We start from the raw sequence: 16,627 nt of genomic DNA on the forward strand, positions 1-16,627 counted from the left end.
AAAGAGGTTGTGACGTGAAAATGTGGTCTGGGCGGTTCCGGGAACCGCTCAATCGCAAATTCGAGATGTGGCAGCGGTCGTTCCCCTTTGACTGGCAGCTGATCCCCCAGGAGATCCGTGCGTCAAAGGCCCATGCGAGGATGATCGCGGCTGCCGGCATTTTGACCGATACCGAGCTAGCGGAGATTCTCGCCGGGCTGGACCGCATCGGCGCGGACTTCGCCGCGGATACGCTGGATCTCGCTTCCGAGACGCCGGAGGACGTGCATCACTTCGTCGAGCTGGAGCTGACGAAGCACATCGGCACGCTTGCGCTCAAGCTGCATACAGGCCGCTCCCGTAACGAGCAGATCGCGACCGATCTGCGCCTCTTTATTCGCGATGCCATCGACCAGGTGTTGACCGATCTGGCCTCGTGGGCAGATGCCCTGCTGGACCAGGCTGTTAGATCCGGCGACGCCGTGATGCCTGGCTACACGCATCTGCAGCGCGCCGAGCCGGTTCTTTTGGCTCATTGGCTGCAGGCCTATGTGCAGATGATCCTGCGGGACGCCTCACGCTTTGCCGATGCCCGCAAGCGGATGAACCTATGTCCGCTCGGTTCAGGCGCCATCGCCGGTGCGACGCTTGCACTCGATCGCACCATCGCTTCCGAGGCCCTGGGCTTCGATGCGCCGACGGCGAACAGCATGGACGCCACCAGCGACCGTGACTTTGCCCTGGAGTTCTCTCAGTGCGCTGCCGGACTGGGTTTGCATCTCTCTCGCTTCGCCGAGGAGATCACGCTCTACGCCACCCAGGAGTTTGGATTCATTGAGCTGCCGGAGGCGTTTTCAACCGGATCCTCGGCTATGCCACAAAAGAAGAATCCGGATCTGACCGAATTGGTGCGTGGCAAGAGCGGCCGTCTGCTGGGCGCGGCGACGACCTTCGCGACCATCGTCAAAGGGCTTCCGCTGGCTTACAACAAAGACATGCAGGAGACCCAGGAGGCTACCTTCGAGGTCGCTGCCACACTGGCCGGAATGCTGCCCCTGATGGCGCCGTTCACCGCCGCCCTCCAGTTCCGGCTGGACCGGATGGAGACGGCAGCCTCTACCGGCTACCTGAACGCCATGGCCGCCGCTACCTATCTGGTACACAAGGGAGTTCCCTTCCGCAAAGCGCACGAAAAGATCGGGAACGCTGTCCGCTATGCTTTAGATAAGGGCTGCGAACTGAACGAACTGACCTTGGACGAGCTGAAACAATTCGGAGACGAATTTGGCGCGGACTTCCACGATGCCATCACGCTGCGGGCAACCGTGGACTGTCATGATGTCATCGGCGGCACAGCGACTGCGCAGGTGGCAGCATCGCTGGCGCTGGCGCGCGAGAAGGTCGCGGCCCTGACTCCGCAGCAGGAGCAGGTCCATGTCTAGTGTGATCAGTGAATCGACTGTGTCAACGCGTCCCCGCGTCAACGGCGCCCAGGTGCGTAAAGCCCGCCTGCAGGATGCGAATAACATCTTCGACATCGTCAATTCCCTGTCTGGCGACGGCACGCTGCTTCGCCGCAGCTATGCCGAGGTCTGCGAGAACGTTCGCGATTTCACCGTTGCCGAATCCGAAAGTGGCGTCTTTCTTGGCTGCGGTGCCCTGCATCTCTATGGCCCGCATCTTGCCGAAGTCCGTTCCATCGTCGTGAAGCCTGAGGCGAAAGGCCAGGGGGCGGGCGGCAGAATCCTGCGTGCCCTCCTTGAGGAGGCCGACGACCACGGAGTCCCTTCGGTGTGTCTCTTCACCCGGATTCCCGACTTCTTCTTCCACTTCGGCTTCCGCATCACGATGGATCGCGCGGCCCTGCCGGACAAGATCTACAAAGATTGCCAGAACTGCCCTCGCCTGCACGCCTGCGATGAGGTAGCCATGGTGCGCGGCCCAATTCCCCGTGTCGCTGTACTTGGTCCCAGTCGCGTGCAGGACTCAGATCTGGTTCCCATCCAGATTCCATTTAGCGGCGAGCGGCACTAAGCCCTGAACAGATAGAAATAGAAGAGGCAGAGCTCGCGCTCTGCCTCTTTCATTGACACGATAACTTCAGGGACGCCACACTAGGCCATGGAATAAAAGCCGTCGCGCTCGCGAAGCTCAACCTCCGTATCGAAGAGCTGCGAGAGCTTCTCACCGGTCAATAGGTCACGTTTTGCGCCATCCGCAACGATGCGTCCATCCCGCATCATGATGACGCGGTCGATCTCCGGCAGAATGTCTTCGATGTGATGCGTGATCAGCAGAATGCCGGTTCCCCGCTGCGCTAGGCGCCGCAGCGTCAATCGCAGGCTGCGCTGTGCGGAGATATCCAGCGCATTCGAAGGCTCGTCCAACAGCAGCATCTCGTTGCTGCGCACGAGGGCACGCGCGATCATGACGCGACGCTGCTGACCGGCAGACATCTGTCCGACCAACTTTTCACCCAGCACTTCGCCTTCGACCAGGCGCAACGCATCTTCTGCTTTGGATCGCATCTCGTCCGTGATGGTGAGATTGGGCCAAAGAGTCGAACTTGAAAAGAAGCCGGAGACCACAGCGTCCAGGCCGGTCGTCTTGAGCGTTGGCTTGCCTGGCAGCTCCGGAGAGACCACACCCAGACGGCGCCGCAGCTCCTGCAGGTCCCAGCGTTCGCGACCAAAGATACGGACGCGCATCCCAGGCTCGACCAGCGGATAGATCTCACAGGTCATCGCTTTGATGAGTGTGGACTTGCCGCAGCCGTTCGGCCCGAGAATCACGACGTTCTCACCTGGGCGAATGCTGAGGTTGATATCATGCAGCACCCGCTGGGAACCGCGTGCAACATTCACATGTTCGAACAGGAGAAATGGCTCAATGCTGGCTTCGCACATCAGGCCTTCAGAATATCGTTCTGAAGGCCTGAAAATCCTTATGCACTTTGAAGAAGTCGTTATACCGCGATGGTGAAGCTGTCTTCACTGCGAGTGACCGCGCGGTACATGGTGTCGCGCTCAAACGGAACCCGGCCGGCCTCGCGGATCAGGCGTTCCAATTCAGCGCGACGCATGCCCTGAGGTGTGGTAGCACCGGCATCGTGATAGATCTTCTCTTCTACTACGGTGCCGTCGATATCGTCCGCGCCAAAGCGCAGCGAGATCTGGGCCATCTTCGGCGTCACCATCTGCCAGTAGCTCTTGATATGCGGGAAGTTGTCCAGCATCAGACGGCCGACCGCAATCTGCTTGACGTCGAGCATGCCGGTCGTGCGCGGTAGATGTCCCAATGGCGTGTTATCAGGATGGAAAGCCAGCGGAATGAAGGTCTGGAAGCCACTGGTCTCATCCTGCACGGCACGCAGCTTCAATAGGTGATCGACACGATCCTCTTCGTTCTCGATATGCCCATAGAGCATGGTGGCATTGGAACGAAGGCCAGCCTTATGGGCCAGACGCGCGGTATCCAGCCACTCGGAGCCATCGATCTTGTGGTCGCAGATGATGTGACGAACGCGGTCAGCGAAGATCTCCGCTCCGCCGCCCGGGCAGGAATCGACACCAGCAGCCTTCATGCGCTCCAGCACTTCAGGAATCGTGAGCTTGGCGCGCTTGGCAAGGAATGCGACCTCCACCATGGTGAAGGCTTTGATATGCACTTTTGGGAAGCGCTCTTTTAAGCCGCTGACCAGATCCATGAAGTACTGAAATGGCAGATCCGGATGGAGACCACCGACGATATGAAACTCGGTTACAGCTTCGGTATAACCCGCGCCCGCAGCCTCCCAGGCCTCTTCCAGAGCCATGGTGTAAGTGCCGGGAGCATCTTTCTTGCGGCCGAAGGCACACAGGCGGCAACTTGCGACACAGACATTGGTCGGATTGATGTGCCGGTTGACATTGAAGTACGCCACATCTCCGTGCAGTTTTTCGCGTACCCAGTTGGCCAGCCAGCCTACGGCCAGGATGTCCGGACTGCGGTAGAGAGCGAGACCATCCTCATAGTCCAGCCGCGTGCCGGAGAGGACCTTGTCCGCAATGGGCGCAAGGCGTGGGTCGTCTGTCTGAAATGCATGGCGCGGCCGCGAGGAGATTGAGGTAGCTGTCATCGCACTTCTATTCTAATCCTCGCTGCGGCCGGTTATCTCACTGCAGATTCGACCATCCGGGGCTGAAGTACTATGCCATCGTAGAGGGTAGCCCCAATCAGGTGATCTCCCACCGGACGGACGAAGCGAAGGTGCCATCCTGTGTCCCAGAAGGCAACATGGTCATCCGCGAGGCTCACAGCGAAGGTGAGGGTCGTCGAGCTGTTTGCCGAAATCAGCATCCGCTTTCCCGCGCCGTCGTAGAAGATGCTATTGACGTCTGCTACGTGGAGATCCGGGAGGCCCTGCCAGCTTGTCCCGGTATTAGAACGGAAGACTCCCTCGCGCCCTCCGGCCCAGAGACGTCCTTTGTCATCGATTCCAATCGCGGTGATCTGGGCAAGTCCACCAGGCATCGAAGCCTCAGTCCACTGCTGCGTCGCCGGGTTCAGGATTGCAATCCGGTGAAGACCGGCAACCACAACATTTCCACCCGGCRCAGCTCCGGAATAACGGAAATCATCACTGGTAAGTGACGTGATCCGCCATGTGATTCCGGAGTCGTTGCTCTGCAATATCCCAAGAGCAGTTGTGGCATAGAGCATGTTGCCGGAGCGGACCATGGAAGAGGTAAGGGCATTCAGAGCGCGGCTCGGCCCGGAAGGACGCGCCACAACAAACCGTGCAGGGACGGGATGTCGCGTCTTAGCTGCGTTTGGACCACCAACACTCCGCGTATTTCCAGCACTCCGCGTCGGAGCCACTGCCGGTTTCGTCGCTGTATTGCCGACAATTGTTCCGCTGGGAACCCAGACAGCCCCCTGCAGTCGGAAGATACCATGTGAGGTTCCGGCGATGAGGGTGCCGTCAGGAGCCTGCACCAACGCCAGAACATCCAATCCATTCAGCCCGGAACTAAGTTGATCCCATGTCAGCCCGCCGTTGGCACTGGCGAAGACACCGCCGGAATCCTTGTCGTTGACTACGCCGATATAAAGCTTCGCGGGATTGACGTAATCCGCGGCATACGCCGTTATCTGACGCGAGGAGAAGCCGGAGTTCGATGAGCGGAACGAGAAACCGCCATCATCACTCATCAAAACGCCGCTATAGTCAGTCGCCAGCAGTACACGATCTGGATTCTCTGGATCGACAAAAACGTCATTCACAACGGTTGTAGGATCGGTCGTGCGTCGCCAGGTTGCTCCGCCATCTGCGGTACGCCATAAACCTTCTGTCGTTCCCGCAAAAACCGTATCCAGATGCTTTGGGTCTTGTGTAAGAACTCGAGTACGGCGAGCCGTCGACGGAATTCCCTGAATTTTGTCAAAGGTGTCGCCGCCATTCCGGCTCTTGTAGATACCGGAACATGCGCTGGCATAGACAATCTCAGGAGTTTTCGGATGGACGATAATGGAAAAGACGTCGGAATCATCGATCATTCCGTCCTTGATGTTCTTCCAATTCACCCCGCCATCGGTTGTCTTCCAAGGCAGATGCCAGGTTCCTGCATAAATCGTCTTGGGATCCTTCGGATCGATCGCAATGGACTCGACCTCATGAATCTCGGTACTGCCCGCTGGGCTGATCAGCGTCCAATGCTGTCCACCATCGGAGCTCCGGAAGATACCATCGAGCGTTCCGGCAACTAATGTCTTGGGAGACGACGGCGACTCCGAAAGAGACCGAATCGACTGACCATGCATTGAGGGCGATTCCACCCATGTCATGCCGGCATCGCGGCTGATATAGAAAGCACCATCCGTACTACCGAGCACCCATGCGCCGGCATAGAGCACGTTGGGCTCCGCGGCATCGACCACAATATTGTCGATCACCAGATCATCGCGATTTCCCAGACGCGCAAGGCGCTTCCATGTCCGACCGCCGTCATGGCTGTCGTACATCCAGCCGATGGCTGTTCCCAGATATACATGCTTATGATCGTGTGGATCTTCCGCGAAGGCGCGGGCCGAACCCCCATCCGGACCGAACGGGAACCATGTCACGGCGTGCAGCCATGAAGACACCAGAAACGGAATGGCGAGTGCAGCAACGCGGATTGCTCCGCCAAGGAATTTTCTCATTGACTTATTTTCTCTTAAATAGACCAAGGGCCGACTGGCATATCGCCAGTCGGCCCTGAGCCTTTATAGGTTCGTGTTACTTCTTCTTGGCAGCGTGCTTGCGAACCGGCTTCGCAGGCTTGACCGGCTCAGTCACTTCCGTCAGACCGCTGGTGCTGAAGGTAGCGCCAGCAGGGATCAGAGTGGTGGTGACGGTCTTGCCTTCGGTGGTGGAGGTATAGGTGGCAACGCGGGAAGCGTCGATACCCTTGTCCTTCACCAGGTACTCCTTGGCGTTAAGAGCACGCTCAGAAGATACCGTATCGCCATGCTTCTCCTTGCTGTCAGCGGAGCCGGCCAGAGCAACCTTGGCATCGGACGAGCGCTGCAGGTTCAGAGCGACGTCGTCGAGGCAGGCCTTGCCCTCGTTGTCAACACGGGACGGACGCTTCTTATCGCGCTCGAAGTTGACCGTGCAGAGGCTCGAGGTCTTCGGAGCCGGTGGCGGCGGCGGAGCAACAACGCTGACCGAGGTAGTGGCCGATGCGGTCTGGCCCTTATCGTCAACTACGTTGCAGGTGACGGTAACGGTGCCAGGCGCAGCGCCGGCGGTGCTCAGGGTAGCGGAGGTTCCGTTGCCGGAGACCGAACCGGAGGTCGAGCTATAGCTGTAGGTCAGAGGACGGTTCTGCGGGCTAACACCGTTTGCAGTGATCGTCGCAGACTCACCCGGGCGAAGGCTGGATGGGCTGGCCGAGCAGCTGATGGTCGGCGGCTCGAAGGCCTTGACCGTGAACGGAGCCGAGCAGTCGGCAAACTGACCGACCTTCTTGCCCTCTTCCACATGACCCTTGACGGTATAGCTGCCAGGGTTCAGCGACTTGGTGTCAACGTTCGCGGTGCTGGAAGTACCGGAAACAGAGCCGGCATCAGAGGTCCAGCTATAGGTCGCGGTCTTCTTCGGGTTCAGGTTTGCGGCAGTGCCGGTCACCGTGACGGGATCACCCGGGAAGACAGTCGCAGGCGACGCAACGCAGGAGTAGGTCACAGGAGGCGGCGGAATGATGCTGCCAATGTGCCACAGGAGACCGCTGCTCAACTGAGCAGCGCTGATATTCGCGCGTCCACCGACCACTCCGCCGCCGGGGTTCGCGGGACCAAAGTTGTCGTGAATGTATTGGTAGTCCGCCTGGAAGAGGCGAATGCCCAGCTTGTGATTGAACAGCGGCGTGTCATAGTCCATACCGCCGCCGGCCGTCAAAGCAGTGCCCCACATTGTCGGGTTGTAGCCCGCAATAGTGTTCGGGCCGCCGAGTTTCGCACCACCAACCAGGCCGTGTGCGAAGACGGTAAAGTTCTGGGCGGGATAACGGAAGATCGGACCGGCTGAAATGGTATAGAGAGAATCGTTCTTACCATCCGGATGGGCCGCGAAAACAACTTCGCCGCCAACATACTTATTGAAGTAATAGGCACCGCTACCGATCGCACCAAGGTCGATGGAGCTGTACTGGATGTTGGCAGGCTTGATGGGGCTATGCGTACCGAAGTACGAGTATCCCAGGAAAATATCAGCGCGCGACGGGTTGGGTTCCGACGGGGCCGCCGGAGCCGTCTGCGCTTGCAGCCCGGTGACCCCAAGGCTGACGGCGCAGGCAGCGAGTAGAAGTCTACCGAAACTGCGAACTGGGCGTTCGAACATTTATTTCCTCCGCGAATACTTACATGTTGTGCTCTGAGCTCAAATGCTTACAGACTCAGTGGCTTACGAATTCCCTCAAAAGTGTAGCGCACCTGAGTTTCGGTTCAGCTACAAATTCCGGGCGGTACTCAACTTACTACCCCGTTTTACGGGATTTTTACCCCATGAAACGAGTTTCTCAGGCAAGGTTCAACGCTTTCTTCAACGTTCCCCTCTCCTTTTGAATCTTTTCCTGCAATAAGGTGATGGCATAGATGAGCTGTTCTGGACGGGGTGGGCACCCAGGCACGTAGACGTCAACCGGAATAACCTGGTTTACGCCCTGCATCAGTGCGTAGTTGTTGAAGACGCCTCCCGAGGTTGCGCACGCGCCCATCGAGATAACCCACTTTGGCTCTGGCATCTGCTCATACAAGCGGCGAATCACGGGAGCCATCTTCTGGGAGACACGGCCTGCGATCACCATCAAATCGCTTTGCCGCGGTGAAGGACGGAAGACCTCAGCGCCAAAACGCGCGATGTCATACCGCGAGCCGCCCATGGACATCATCTCGATCGCACAGCAAGCCAGACCAAAGGTCATAGGCCACACCGAATTCTTTCGAACCCAGTTAATGGCCGCGTCCATAGAGGCCAAAACGACGCCCTCTGGCTGATCGTAGCCCCAGGACACCTCTTCCAGCTTTTCGCGATTCTTGCCAAAGCTGTCCAAGCTGCCAAAGAGATAGCGATCATTCTTTTCGGGCCCGTTCATCGGGCGACCATTGCTCGAGGTTTCCTGCGCCGGAGTGCTCATACTCTCAATATATAGAACGGATTACGCGGATGTGGAACCAGCCGGAATCTTCCCTATCTGTCATGATGCCTGTGGAACCCGAGATGTTGCCTGTTTTATCTGCAGAACACCGTATTTCCTGTGCTCTTTTCCGGCAGCCTGAGCGATATTCGGAATCGAAACCATGTAATGCGCCCCAAGGGAGAAACCGTTTCACCGTGTGTAGCTACCACTGAATGGGCGGTTTCACTCAGATGCGAGGCGACCATTGCCGCCAAGCCAGCCTGATCTGCCGTGCCTGCAACGATCCTGGCGTCCAGAATACGAAGTTCTCCGGACTGCGTCTGCTGCACCAAGGACGTCAACCGCCCTTCTGCCGAACGACGTGAAACAGAATCCTGAGCCCCGATGTAATTGTTATAAGCCATTACGAGCCTGTTGAAAGCATCAGACGCTGTAACAAAACGGAAGTTGCGTGGATTCCAGGCAATCGCATCCTGGGCTCGAAAGCTGAAGTCCGTCGAGACGGCCAACGCTGTTACCGACTGATACGGGGGCGTCGCAAGTTCGGCATAGTCATGCTGCGGACGAGGTTTGCCTATCGGCAGCACACGCAATAGCCACCCAGAAGGCAACGGGTCGAGTACGAGCTCCAGATCGCTGTTGATCGCATGACGATAGGGCTGGCCAAACGAGACTTCCCCCTCAAAGCTGGAGACGGTGCACTGCTGGTTCTGCCCCCAGACTGTTAACGAAATGCAAAACAGCGCAAGGATACTGAAGTGCCTAGCTCGCATTATCCCTGACCGCCTTGAGCAACGTTTCCTTCAGCTGGGCCTGATCGGTCTGGCTGAGCTTGCCCCCTTCTTGCGTCAGATAAAACACGTCGATGGCGGTATCTCCCTCGGTATCGATCAATGCAACCTCAATGCTGCAGCCAAACGTGGCCAGAGCCTCACTGAGCGCATGAAGCAGGCCTGGGACATCCTGCGCGACCACCTGCAGCAGTGTGCAGTGCGTGGAGGCGATGTCGTCGAAACTGATAGCCGTCTCTACGGTGACCAACGGCGCACGTCTCCTGGTGCGGCGCCTGCCGGCAAGAAACTTCTCCAGAGGAATCTCTCCGCCGGCTACCTTCCGCACGCTCTCCAGGAACGGCTCACGCTCGCTGGGATTGAGCTCCAGGGTCCGAAAGCTATCGGTAAAGTGAAAACTGTCGACGACGATACCGCTGGCGTCCGAGAAAGCGTCCGCGGTCACAATGTTCATGCCCCAGCCCGTGAGAGCGCCTGTCATGGCTGCAAAGAGCATCGGACGGTCTTTGGCGATCAGCGTTATCTCCCAGTCAGCGCTGCTCTGCTGAAGACTGAGCTGAATGGAACCGTCCTGAGCTTTCTCCGCCATCTGAAAGTGCACGCGGATCTCGTCCGGAGTCCTTGTGTGCAGGTAACGCTGGGGAAATCCATCAAGAAACTCACGGATAGATTCGGCCTTGGCGGGCTGCAGTGCGGTGACACGGCGGACGAGCTCACGCTCCATCTTCGTGTCCACACGATCTTCATCCACGCTGCGATCCAGATAGTTGGAGGTTGCCATATACAACCGCCACAGGTTCTCGGCCTTCCATGGAGTCAACGCATCAGGATGGACGGCATTGATGTCAGCGTAGGTGAAGACAACCAGCATGCGGAGCTGCTCATGTGTCTGCACCTTGGAGGCAAAGATGCGCACCGTCTCCAAGTCAAAGATATCGCGGCGGAGAGCATTCGACATCTCCAGATGATTCCGGATGAGCGACAGGACCAGGCCGGTCTCATGCAAATCGAACTCCAGGCGTGAGCAGACGCTTTGCGCCATGCGCGAACTCTCGACCGCATGGTCGTCGCCGCTGCGTCCTTTGCCGGTATCGTGCAGCAACGCTGCCAGATACAGCAGTGCGGTGTGCTCGATCTCATCGCGGATGATGCCGAACTTCCTTGCCCAGTCCGCCAGTGGACCTTCCACGACCCGCGGCAGGCCATGCAGGGTGTCAATCAGAAGGAAGGTGTGCTCATCCACGGTATACCGATGGTAGGCATCACGAATCACCAGGGCGTCGATACCGTGAAACTCCGGCAACATCAGTTCCAGGATGCCCAGGGCATGCATGGTACGCAGAGCCTGGCCGGCAAATGGACCGGTCAGGATGGCGCTTAGGTGCCTCCACAGCGCGGGCCCATCTTCAAGGCTGGAAGAGAGCATCGGGAGCGCATCCGCAAGACGCATCTCCGCATTGCGGCTGAGGCGCAGACCCTGGGCGGCGATCGCTTCAAAGATAGCGAGCACCGTCTCCATCTCATGCGCGGGGTCCATCCCCTTTTCTGCCTTGTCGAGAAGGACAATCCCCCGCTCCACACGAAAGCCGAGGGGCGCCTGCTTCCCGCCGGGCTTTAGACCGAATGCACGCGCCGCGAGGCTCTTCTTCTGCGGAATCTCATCGAGCAATTGCAACGTACGGCGCTCAATGCTGCGTGCATGGCGGAAATAGTTCCGCATCCAGTAAGCAGCATCTGCCTTCCCTCGTCCGCTGAGACCGATGCGGGCGGAGGCGGCGCCATCCTGAGCCTGCCAGTCCAATACGTTGTCATCCCGGTCATGACGGTAGTGCAGGTACGCCCGCACGGTCTTCAGAAAGTCAACCGCTTCAGAAAATTCGGCATCGTCCGCGATCGGAAACTCGGGTACGGGCTTCCCCTTGCCATCTGCCGCCAGCTTGAGAATCTGGGGCAGCCAGCCGCAGACATGCGCATCACGAAGGCCGCCCGGGCATTCCTTGATATTGGGTTCGAGATGAAAGAGTGTATTGCCGTAACGGGTATGGCGCTCTGCGGTCATCTGCTGCAGTTGGGCCAGAAGCCCAGTGCTTTCCTTTGCCAGAAGACGCGGCAACAGCCTCTCACTGAGTGCTGCGTAGAGTTCCTGGCTGCCCGTAAGAAAACGATGATCGAGCATGGCGATGGCAAACTCGACATTAGTCGGGTCGAACCGTTCGCATTCCAGTAAGGACCGTGTTACCGGAGCCAGACGAATGCCGCAGTCCCACATCTGCTGCGAGAGGGTCCGCACCCCATCGGTCAATGCCTTGGCCGGTCTGGCGTCATTCAGCAGGACCAACAGGTCGACATCCGAGCAGGGATAGAGCTCCTGACGACCATAGCCACCAATCGCAATCAGTGCAGCAGCATCTCCCAGGCCGGTGGATTGCCATAACCCTCGTATGACTTCGTCGACGGCAATCGACCGGGCGGCAACCATCCGCGATCCGTCGGGCAACTTTTCAAAGACCTGCCGGACTGTCTCCATCTGATGCTCGTAAATCTCGCGCACCGGAGATGTGACCTTACTTGCGGGCTGTGACTTTAAAGACATTCGCTGTATGCCGTGTGTGAAGCTCCAGCATACAGCGAAGAGAGGGGAATATTGTGGAAGGAGTTAGATGGCAATCTCGCCGCGTTCTTCATTACGAATCCGGATCACCTCGTCCACGCGAGAGACGAAGATCTTGCCATCGCCGATCTTGCCGGTCTGGGCGGCCGCAATGATGGCATTAATCGCCTTCTCGGCAATATCGTCAGCAACAACGGTTTCGATCTTAATCTTTGGGAGCAGGTCCACGGAGTATTCGCGACCGCGATAGAACTCCGTGTGGCCCTTCTGGCGGCCGTGGCCGCGTGCTTCCAGGATAGTCATTCCCTGCACGCCAATCTCGACCAGAGCGTCTTTTACTGCATCCAGTTTTCCGGGTTGAATCACCGCTTCAATCTTCAGCATCGTTTCAGTCCTTTTTCCGTGCGGCGCGTGCTTAGTGCGCCGAAGCCTCTGCGTGGTAGCCCTCTTCTCCGTGTTGCGACAGGTCAAGGCCAATCGCCTCATCTTCCGGCGAAACCCGCAGACCAATCAGCTTATCAACAATGAAGAGCAGGATGAGTGTTCCGACGATAGAGATACCCCACGCCAGCCCCACACCGATGGCCTGGTTAAGAACCTGCGTGTGGTTGCCCTCGAAGAAGCCAGTCGCCTTCCCTGGTCCGAGAAGCGGATTGATGGAGCTGTTGGCGAAGATACCGGTCAAAATAGCGCCCAGCGTTCCACCCGCGCCATGGACACCGAAGGCATCCAGAGAGTCGTCGTAACCGAAGATGGCCTTGACCGTCACAACCATGTAGAAGCAGAAGACACCGGCAATCGCACCGATAACCAGGGCGCTCATCGGGGTCACAAAGCCAGCTGCCGGAGTAATGGCGACCAGGCCGGCGACTGCGCCGGAGATACCACCCAGAGCGGAAGGTTTACCGTTACGAATCCACTCCGCTGCCAGCCAGCCCAGCGCTGCAGTCGCCGCGCCGAAGTGAGTTGCTACAAACGCGGAAGTTGCCAGGGTACCGGAGGCCAGAGCGGAACCGGCGTTGAAGCCAAACCAACCCACCCACAGAAGACAGGCGCCGATGAAGCTGAGGACCACGGAGTGCGGCGGCATGGGCTCCTTGGGGTAACCGATGCGCTTGCCAAGATAGATAGCTGTCACCAGCGCTGAAACGCCTGACGTGACGTGCACCACGGTGCCGCCGGCAAAGTCCAGGCATGGGAACTTGCCACCGAGAGCCGCGTTCAGCAGACCACCTTCACCCCAGACCATATGTGCCATCGGCGAGTAGATAAAGAGTGCCCACAGAACACTGAAGACCAGCATGGCCGAGAACTTCATACGCTCGGCAAAGGCGCCCGTGATAAGCGCCGGCGTAATGATGGCGAACATGAGCTGATAGACCATGAAGGTCTGCTCGGGAATCGTTGCCGCATAGGTCGGATTCGGAGTCAGGCCAACACCTTTGAGAAACAGATGATGGAAGCCGCCAATGAACGCATTTCCATGGCCGAAAGCGAGAGAGTACATCACTACGGCCCACAGAACCGTGATGACCGCCATCATGGCGAAGGTCTGCATGAACGTACCGAGTACATTCTTCTTACGCACCAGACCGCCATAAAAGAGTGCAAGTCCGGGACCGCTCATCATCAGCACCAGAGCGGAGCTGACCAGCATCCAGCTATTGTCGCCGGAGTCGACTTTAGGAGTGCCTGCTGCTTGTCCAAATGCAGGAGCGGTCGCCAGAACCAGCCCCAGAAGTACAGCTAGATACACTTTCACACTACGAAGACGCATGCACATTTCACCTGTTCTTCTACTGAAGGCCCTACGGGCTACCGAAAGCTCTGCAGACGAGGGCTGACGCCCACCGAAAGCATGCAGATGTTCCGTGGATGGCTCTACTTTACACAATTGTGAACACACCACAAAGGCTTTCTCTAGGGCATGTCATCCAATTTCTGCCGTCAGAAATTGGAGGCGCGCCCTACGCCAGCAGCGACTCGGCGATAAACCGCCATTCCTCCTCAAGAGATCCCCGAAAAACGGACTTCCCCGCCCGGCCGTACCAGTAACCGGCGTTTCCCTCATCGCCTTCCTTACGATGCAGGTAGGCGTGGACCCAGGCGCAGTCACCAAATTCCTCCACCTGGGCTGTCTCATGCGCCGCATTCCAGTCGCCATGGGCATCGTGCCACAAGGCACGCAGAGCTCGCGGCAAGCCTTCGGGCCTGCCGGCCATCATCTCCTCAACCGTCATGGCCTGGCCGCCCATCCATTGGCCTGGAGCCAGTGCAGCAGCAGGTTTGGCCACTCCCGTAGCGCCGGATCTGCCTGGGCAAGACCGCTGCCATGTGAACCATGTTGGAAGGCATGCAGCTCTACTGGAATCCCAGCCTTCACCAGTGCCTCGTACCACAAGACACTATTCATGACCGGCACGGTCTTATCATCGGTTGTGGTGTAGAGGAAGGTTGGCGGCGTTTTCGAGTTCACCAGGCCGGTCAGCGACATTTTTTCTACGAGCGCATCGTCCGGAGTCTCTCCAAGAAGCATCTTGCGCGAACCGGAGTGCATATAGGGCGCGTCCAGACGAATAACGGGGTAACACAGAATAACGAAGTCCGGACGGCTGTTCTCGTGGTCGATGGCGTCACCAGTTGCGAGACCCTCGTCAAACAAAACGCTGGTAGACGCCGCCAGGTGGCCCCCGGCGGACGATCCCATCATGCCGACCTTTTCTTTGTCGATGCCCCATTCTGCGGCGCGCGCGCGCACCGTACGGATCGCACGCTGCGCATCACCAATCTCAATGGGATGGTGATACTTCGGCCCCAGACGGTACTTCAGTACAAATGCGGCTACCCCTTGCGCATTGAGCCACTGCGCAAACATAGTTCCCTCTTTTTCAGTCGCCAGGTGTGTATAGCCCCCACCGGGAGCAACGACAACCGCAGCCTTGGTAGGGTTCTGTGCCGGAATATAGGCCGTGAGCGTTGGTTTATCGTCGTCGGCCTCTCCCTGCGCTCCAGGAGCACCGTTCGGCCAAAGCAACATCGGTGCCGGAGCCGTTGTGGGAGTTGAGGGGCCACCAGGAGAATAGGCAACCGCAGGAGGAGGGGTTTGAGCATGCATGGAGACAGCCGCTGCAGACAGGACAAAACTCACAAGGGCGGAACGGAGCATCGACGAAGATCACCTCTCGCCTACACCATGCCCGTTTGGATGCATGGCTTGCAACTGGAAATGGCTGTCATATCGGGAACCGTCTCATTTCGCGAGATGGATGTCCATAACAAGCCGGTTCAATGGGTACACATACCAGGTTCAGAGGCATTTTCCCTGTAGGTGTGGTGCAGGGATTCCACGCCTATGGGCGTTTCCGCAATGAAAACGCCGCTGCATGCCTCTTCCGGGATACTCAGCAACAGGGAAGATGCTCTAAACCCCGGCCGTAAGTTTTCGCCAGTCAGTGATCGGCTTTCTAAGTGCTTTGGTCATCACACAGCCATTTCAAACCGGCGTCTGCAACATCCCCCATCGCAGGCTGGTCTGTTCCGCGATGATTCATGACGATAACCGCTTCTCCCGAGCCGCGAACACGCACCGCAAGCATTCGGAAGCTGCGGTTGGAGCCATCCTCCCAGATCACCGTGCGCTCCTTTCCGTGCAGAGTTCGTGTTCGCACGCGCCCGCCGAGAGCATAGTGCTGCTCCGGCATCCGCAGAGTAAAGAGCCGTTCGGTCGATGCCTTGCTCAGAATCTCTTCCTTGTCCACGGCGTCGAGAATGCGCAGCATCTCTGGGGCATTGCTATAAAACCCACCGACCATCGCCATAAAGCTTGGCATCGTGGAAGGGTCCGGTGTGCCGTCTGCCTTTCGGCTTTCTGCCATGCCCGGAATCGCGAGCGATTCTCCGTAAAAGATGCCGCTGTGTTTCAGGCCCAGCGGCTTCCATAGAGTCTCGGCGGCAAGCTCTTCGTAGGTCCGACTGGTCGCATGCTCCACAGCGGCACGGACGAGCAGCCAATTGGAATGGGAGTAGTCCCAAGTTGATCCCGGCTCAAATTGCAGATCGCCGCTCGCCCAGCGAGCCACGGCCTCATCGGCCGTGGCCTGCAGCCTACGATCCGCACGCAGTGCAGGAATCACCTGATTCGGTACACCACTCTGGTGGCTCATCAGATGAGCCATGGTCAGCTTCGCCCCATTATCTTTGCGAAACGCTGGAAGATAGGTCGAGATCGGGACATCCAGCGAGAGTTTGCCTTTGTCAACCTGTTTCAGAACGACGATCGATGCGATCCATTTGGAGATGGAACCACCTTCAAAGACCGTCTCCAGCGTGACCGGTGTCCCTGGCTCCGTCCGGGCATCTCCGAAGACATATTGTTCGACGATACTGTCCTGTTTGCCGAGCAGAATCACTCCGCTGAAATGCTGCGCCTGCGCATAATGCTTCACGGTATCGCGAAACGAAGATCCTGTCTGTGCACGAAGCGAGGACGCCATGCAGACGAGAGCGGAGTTTGTGAGGAAGGAACGGCGAGTCCATGCGGACGTTCGAGACATAAGAGCCTCATACGGCGACGAGTCCCCATC

At 58.1% G+C, this 16,627-nt stretch carries 14 protein-coding genes; 2 read left to right on the top strand and 12 right to left on the bottom strand.

Annotation, left to right across the window (positions count from 1 at the left end; translation table 11 throughout):
* Positions 1–20: 20 nt before the first annotated feature.
* The gene (gene argH / locus AB4Y89_RS04890; protein WP_442299871.1) at positions 21–1,421 is read left to right on the top strand and encodes an argininosuccinate lyase; all 1,401 of its coding nucleotides are present in this window, start codon (positions 21–23) and stop codon (positions 1,419–1,421) included.
* Complete coding sequence (locus tag AB4Y89_RS04895; RefSeq protein ID WP_442299770.1) at positions 1,414–2,013, top strand: GNAT family N-acetyltransferase; 600 nt, start codon at positions 1,414–1,416, stop codon at positions 2,011–2,013. Before argH ends, AB4Y89_RS04895 begins: the two co-directional genes overlap by 8 nt.
* An 80-nt stretch (positions 2,014–2,093) precedes the next feature.
* On the opposite strand, the gene AB4Y89_RS04900 is transcribed toward AB4Y89_RS04895, so the two are convergent.
* From AB4Y89_RS04900 to AB4Y89_RS04955, 12 genes are all read right to left on the bottom strand, one after another.
* A complete protein-coding gene (locus AB4Y89_RS04900) occupies positions 2,094–2,885 on the bottom strand; it encodes an ABC transporter ATP-binding protein (RefSeq protein WP_442299771.1) in 792 nt (263 codons plus the stop codon).
* Positions 2,886–2,944: 59 nt separating this feature from the next.
* Positions 2,945–4,096, bottom strand: a complete 1,152-nt coding sequence (gene mqnE / locus AB4Y89_RS04905) for an aminofutalosine synthase MqnE (RefSeq protein ID WP_442299772.1) — start codon at positions 4,094–4,096, stop codon at positions 2,945–2,947.
* Positions 4,097–4,128: 32 nt separating this feature from the next.
* Entirely contained in the window at positions 4,129–6,162 is a 2,034-nt protein-coding gene (locus AB4Y89_RS04910) for a WD40/YVTN/BNR-like repeat-containing protein (protein WP_442299773.1), read from the bottom strand.
* A 76-nt stretch (positions 6,163–6,238) separates the two neighbouring features.
* A complete protein-coding gene (locus tag AB4Y89_RS04915) occupies positions 6,239–7,843 on the bottom strand; it encodes an OmpA family protein (RefSeq protein WP_442299774.1) in 1,605 nt (534 codons plus the stop codon).
* Between the two features lie 178 nt (positions 7,844–8,021).
* The gene (locus AB4Y89_RS04920; RefSeq protein WP_442299775.1) at positions 8,022–8,639 is read right to left on the bottom strand and encodes an NADH-quinone oxidoreductase subunit B; all 618 of its coding nucleotides are present in this window, start codon (positions 8,637–8,639) and stop codon (positions 8,022–8,024) included.
* A gap of 95 nt (positions 8,640–8,734) precedes the next feature.
* Positions 8,735–9,415 carry a hypothetical protein gene (locus AB4Y89_RS04925; protein WP_442299776.1) on the bottom strand — a complete coding sequence of 227 codons (681 nt, stop codon included), beginning with the start codon at positions 9,413–9,415 and terminating at the stop codon, positions 8,735–8,737.
* Positions 9,405–12,026 (bottom strand): [protein-PII] uridylyltransferase, encoded by a 2,622-nt coding sequence (gene glnD / locus AB4Y89_RS04930; protein WP_442299777.1) that lies wholly within the window; start codon positions 12,024–12,026, stop codon positions 9,405–9,407. The genes AB4Y89_RS04925 and glnD overlap by 11 nt, the downstream gene beginning before the upstream one ends.
* 63 nt (positions 12,027–12,089) lie before the next feature.
* Positions 12,090–12,428 (bottom strand): P-II family nitrogen regulator, encoded by a 339-nt coding sequence (locus AB4Y89_RS04935; RefSeq protein ID WP_442299778.1) that lies wholly within the window; start codon positions 12,426–12,428, stop codon positions 12,090–12,092.
* A gap of 31 nt (positions 12,429–12,459) precedes the next feature.
* A complete protein-coding gene (locus AB4Y89_RS04940) occupies positions 12,460–13,821 on the bottom strand; it encodes an ammonium transporter (RefSeq protein ID WP_442299779.1) in 1,362 nt (453 codons plus the stop codon).
* 190 nt (positions 13,822–14,011) lie between these two features.
* Positions 14,012–14,284: a hypothetical protein gene (locus AB4Y89_RS04945; RefSeq protein ID WP_442299780.1), complete on the bottom strand. Its 273-nt coding sequence runs from the start codon at positions 14,282–14,284 to the stop codon at positions 14,012–14,014.
* The gene (locus AB4Y89_RS04950; protein WP_442299781.1) at positions 14,281–15,210 is read right to left on the bottom strand and encodes an alpha/beta hydrolase; all 930 of its coding nucleotides are present in this window, start codon (positions 15,208–15,210) and stop codon (positions 14,281–14,283) included. The genes AB4Y89_RS04945 and AB4Y89_RS04950 overlap by 4 nt, the downstream gene beginning before the upstream one ends.
* A gap of 298 nt (positions 15,211–15,508) precedes the next feature.
* Positions 15,509–16,597 (bottom strand): serine hydrolase domain-containing protein, encoded by a 1,089-nt coding sequence (locus tag AB4Y89_RS04955; protein WP_442299782.1) that lies wholly within the window; start codon positions 16,595–16,597, stop codon positions 15,509–15,511.
* Positions 16,598–16,627: the final 30 nt, after the last annotated feature.

This window comes from Terriglobus sp. 2YAB30_2, from assembly GCF_052114765.1.
GTDB lineage: Bacteria > Acidobacteriota > Terriglobia > Terriglobales > Acidobacteriaceae > Terriglobus.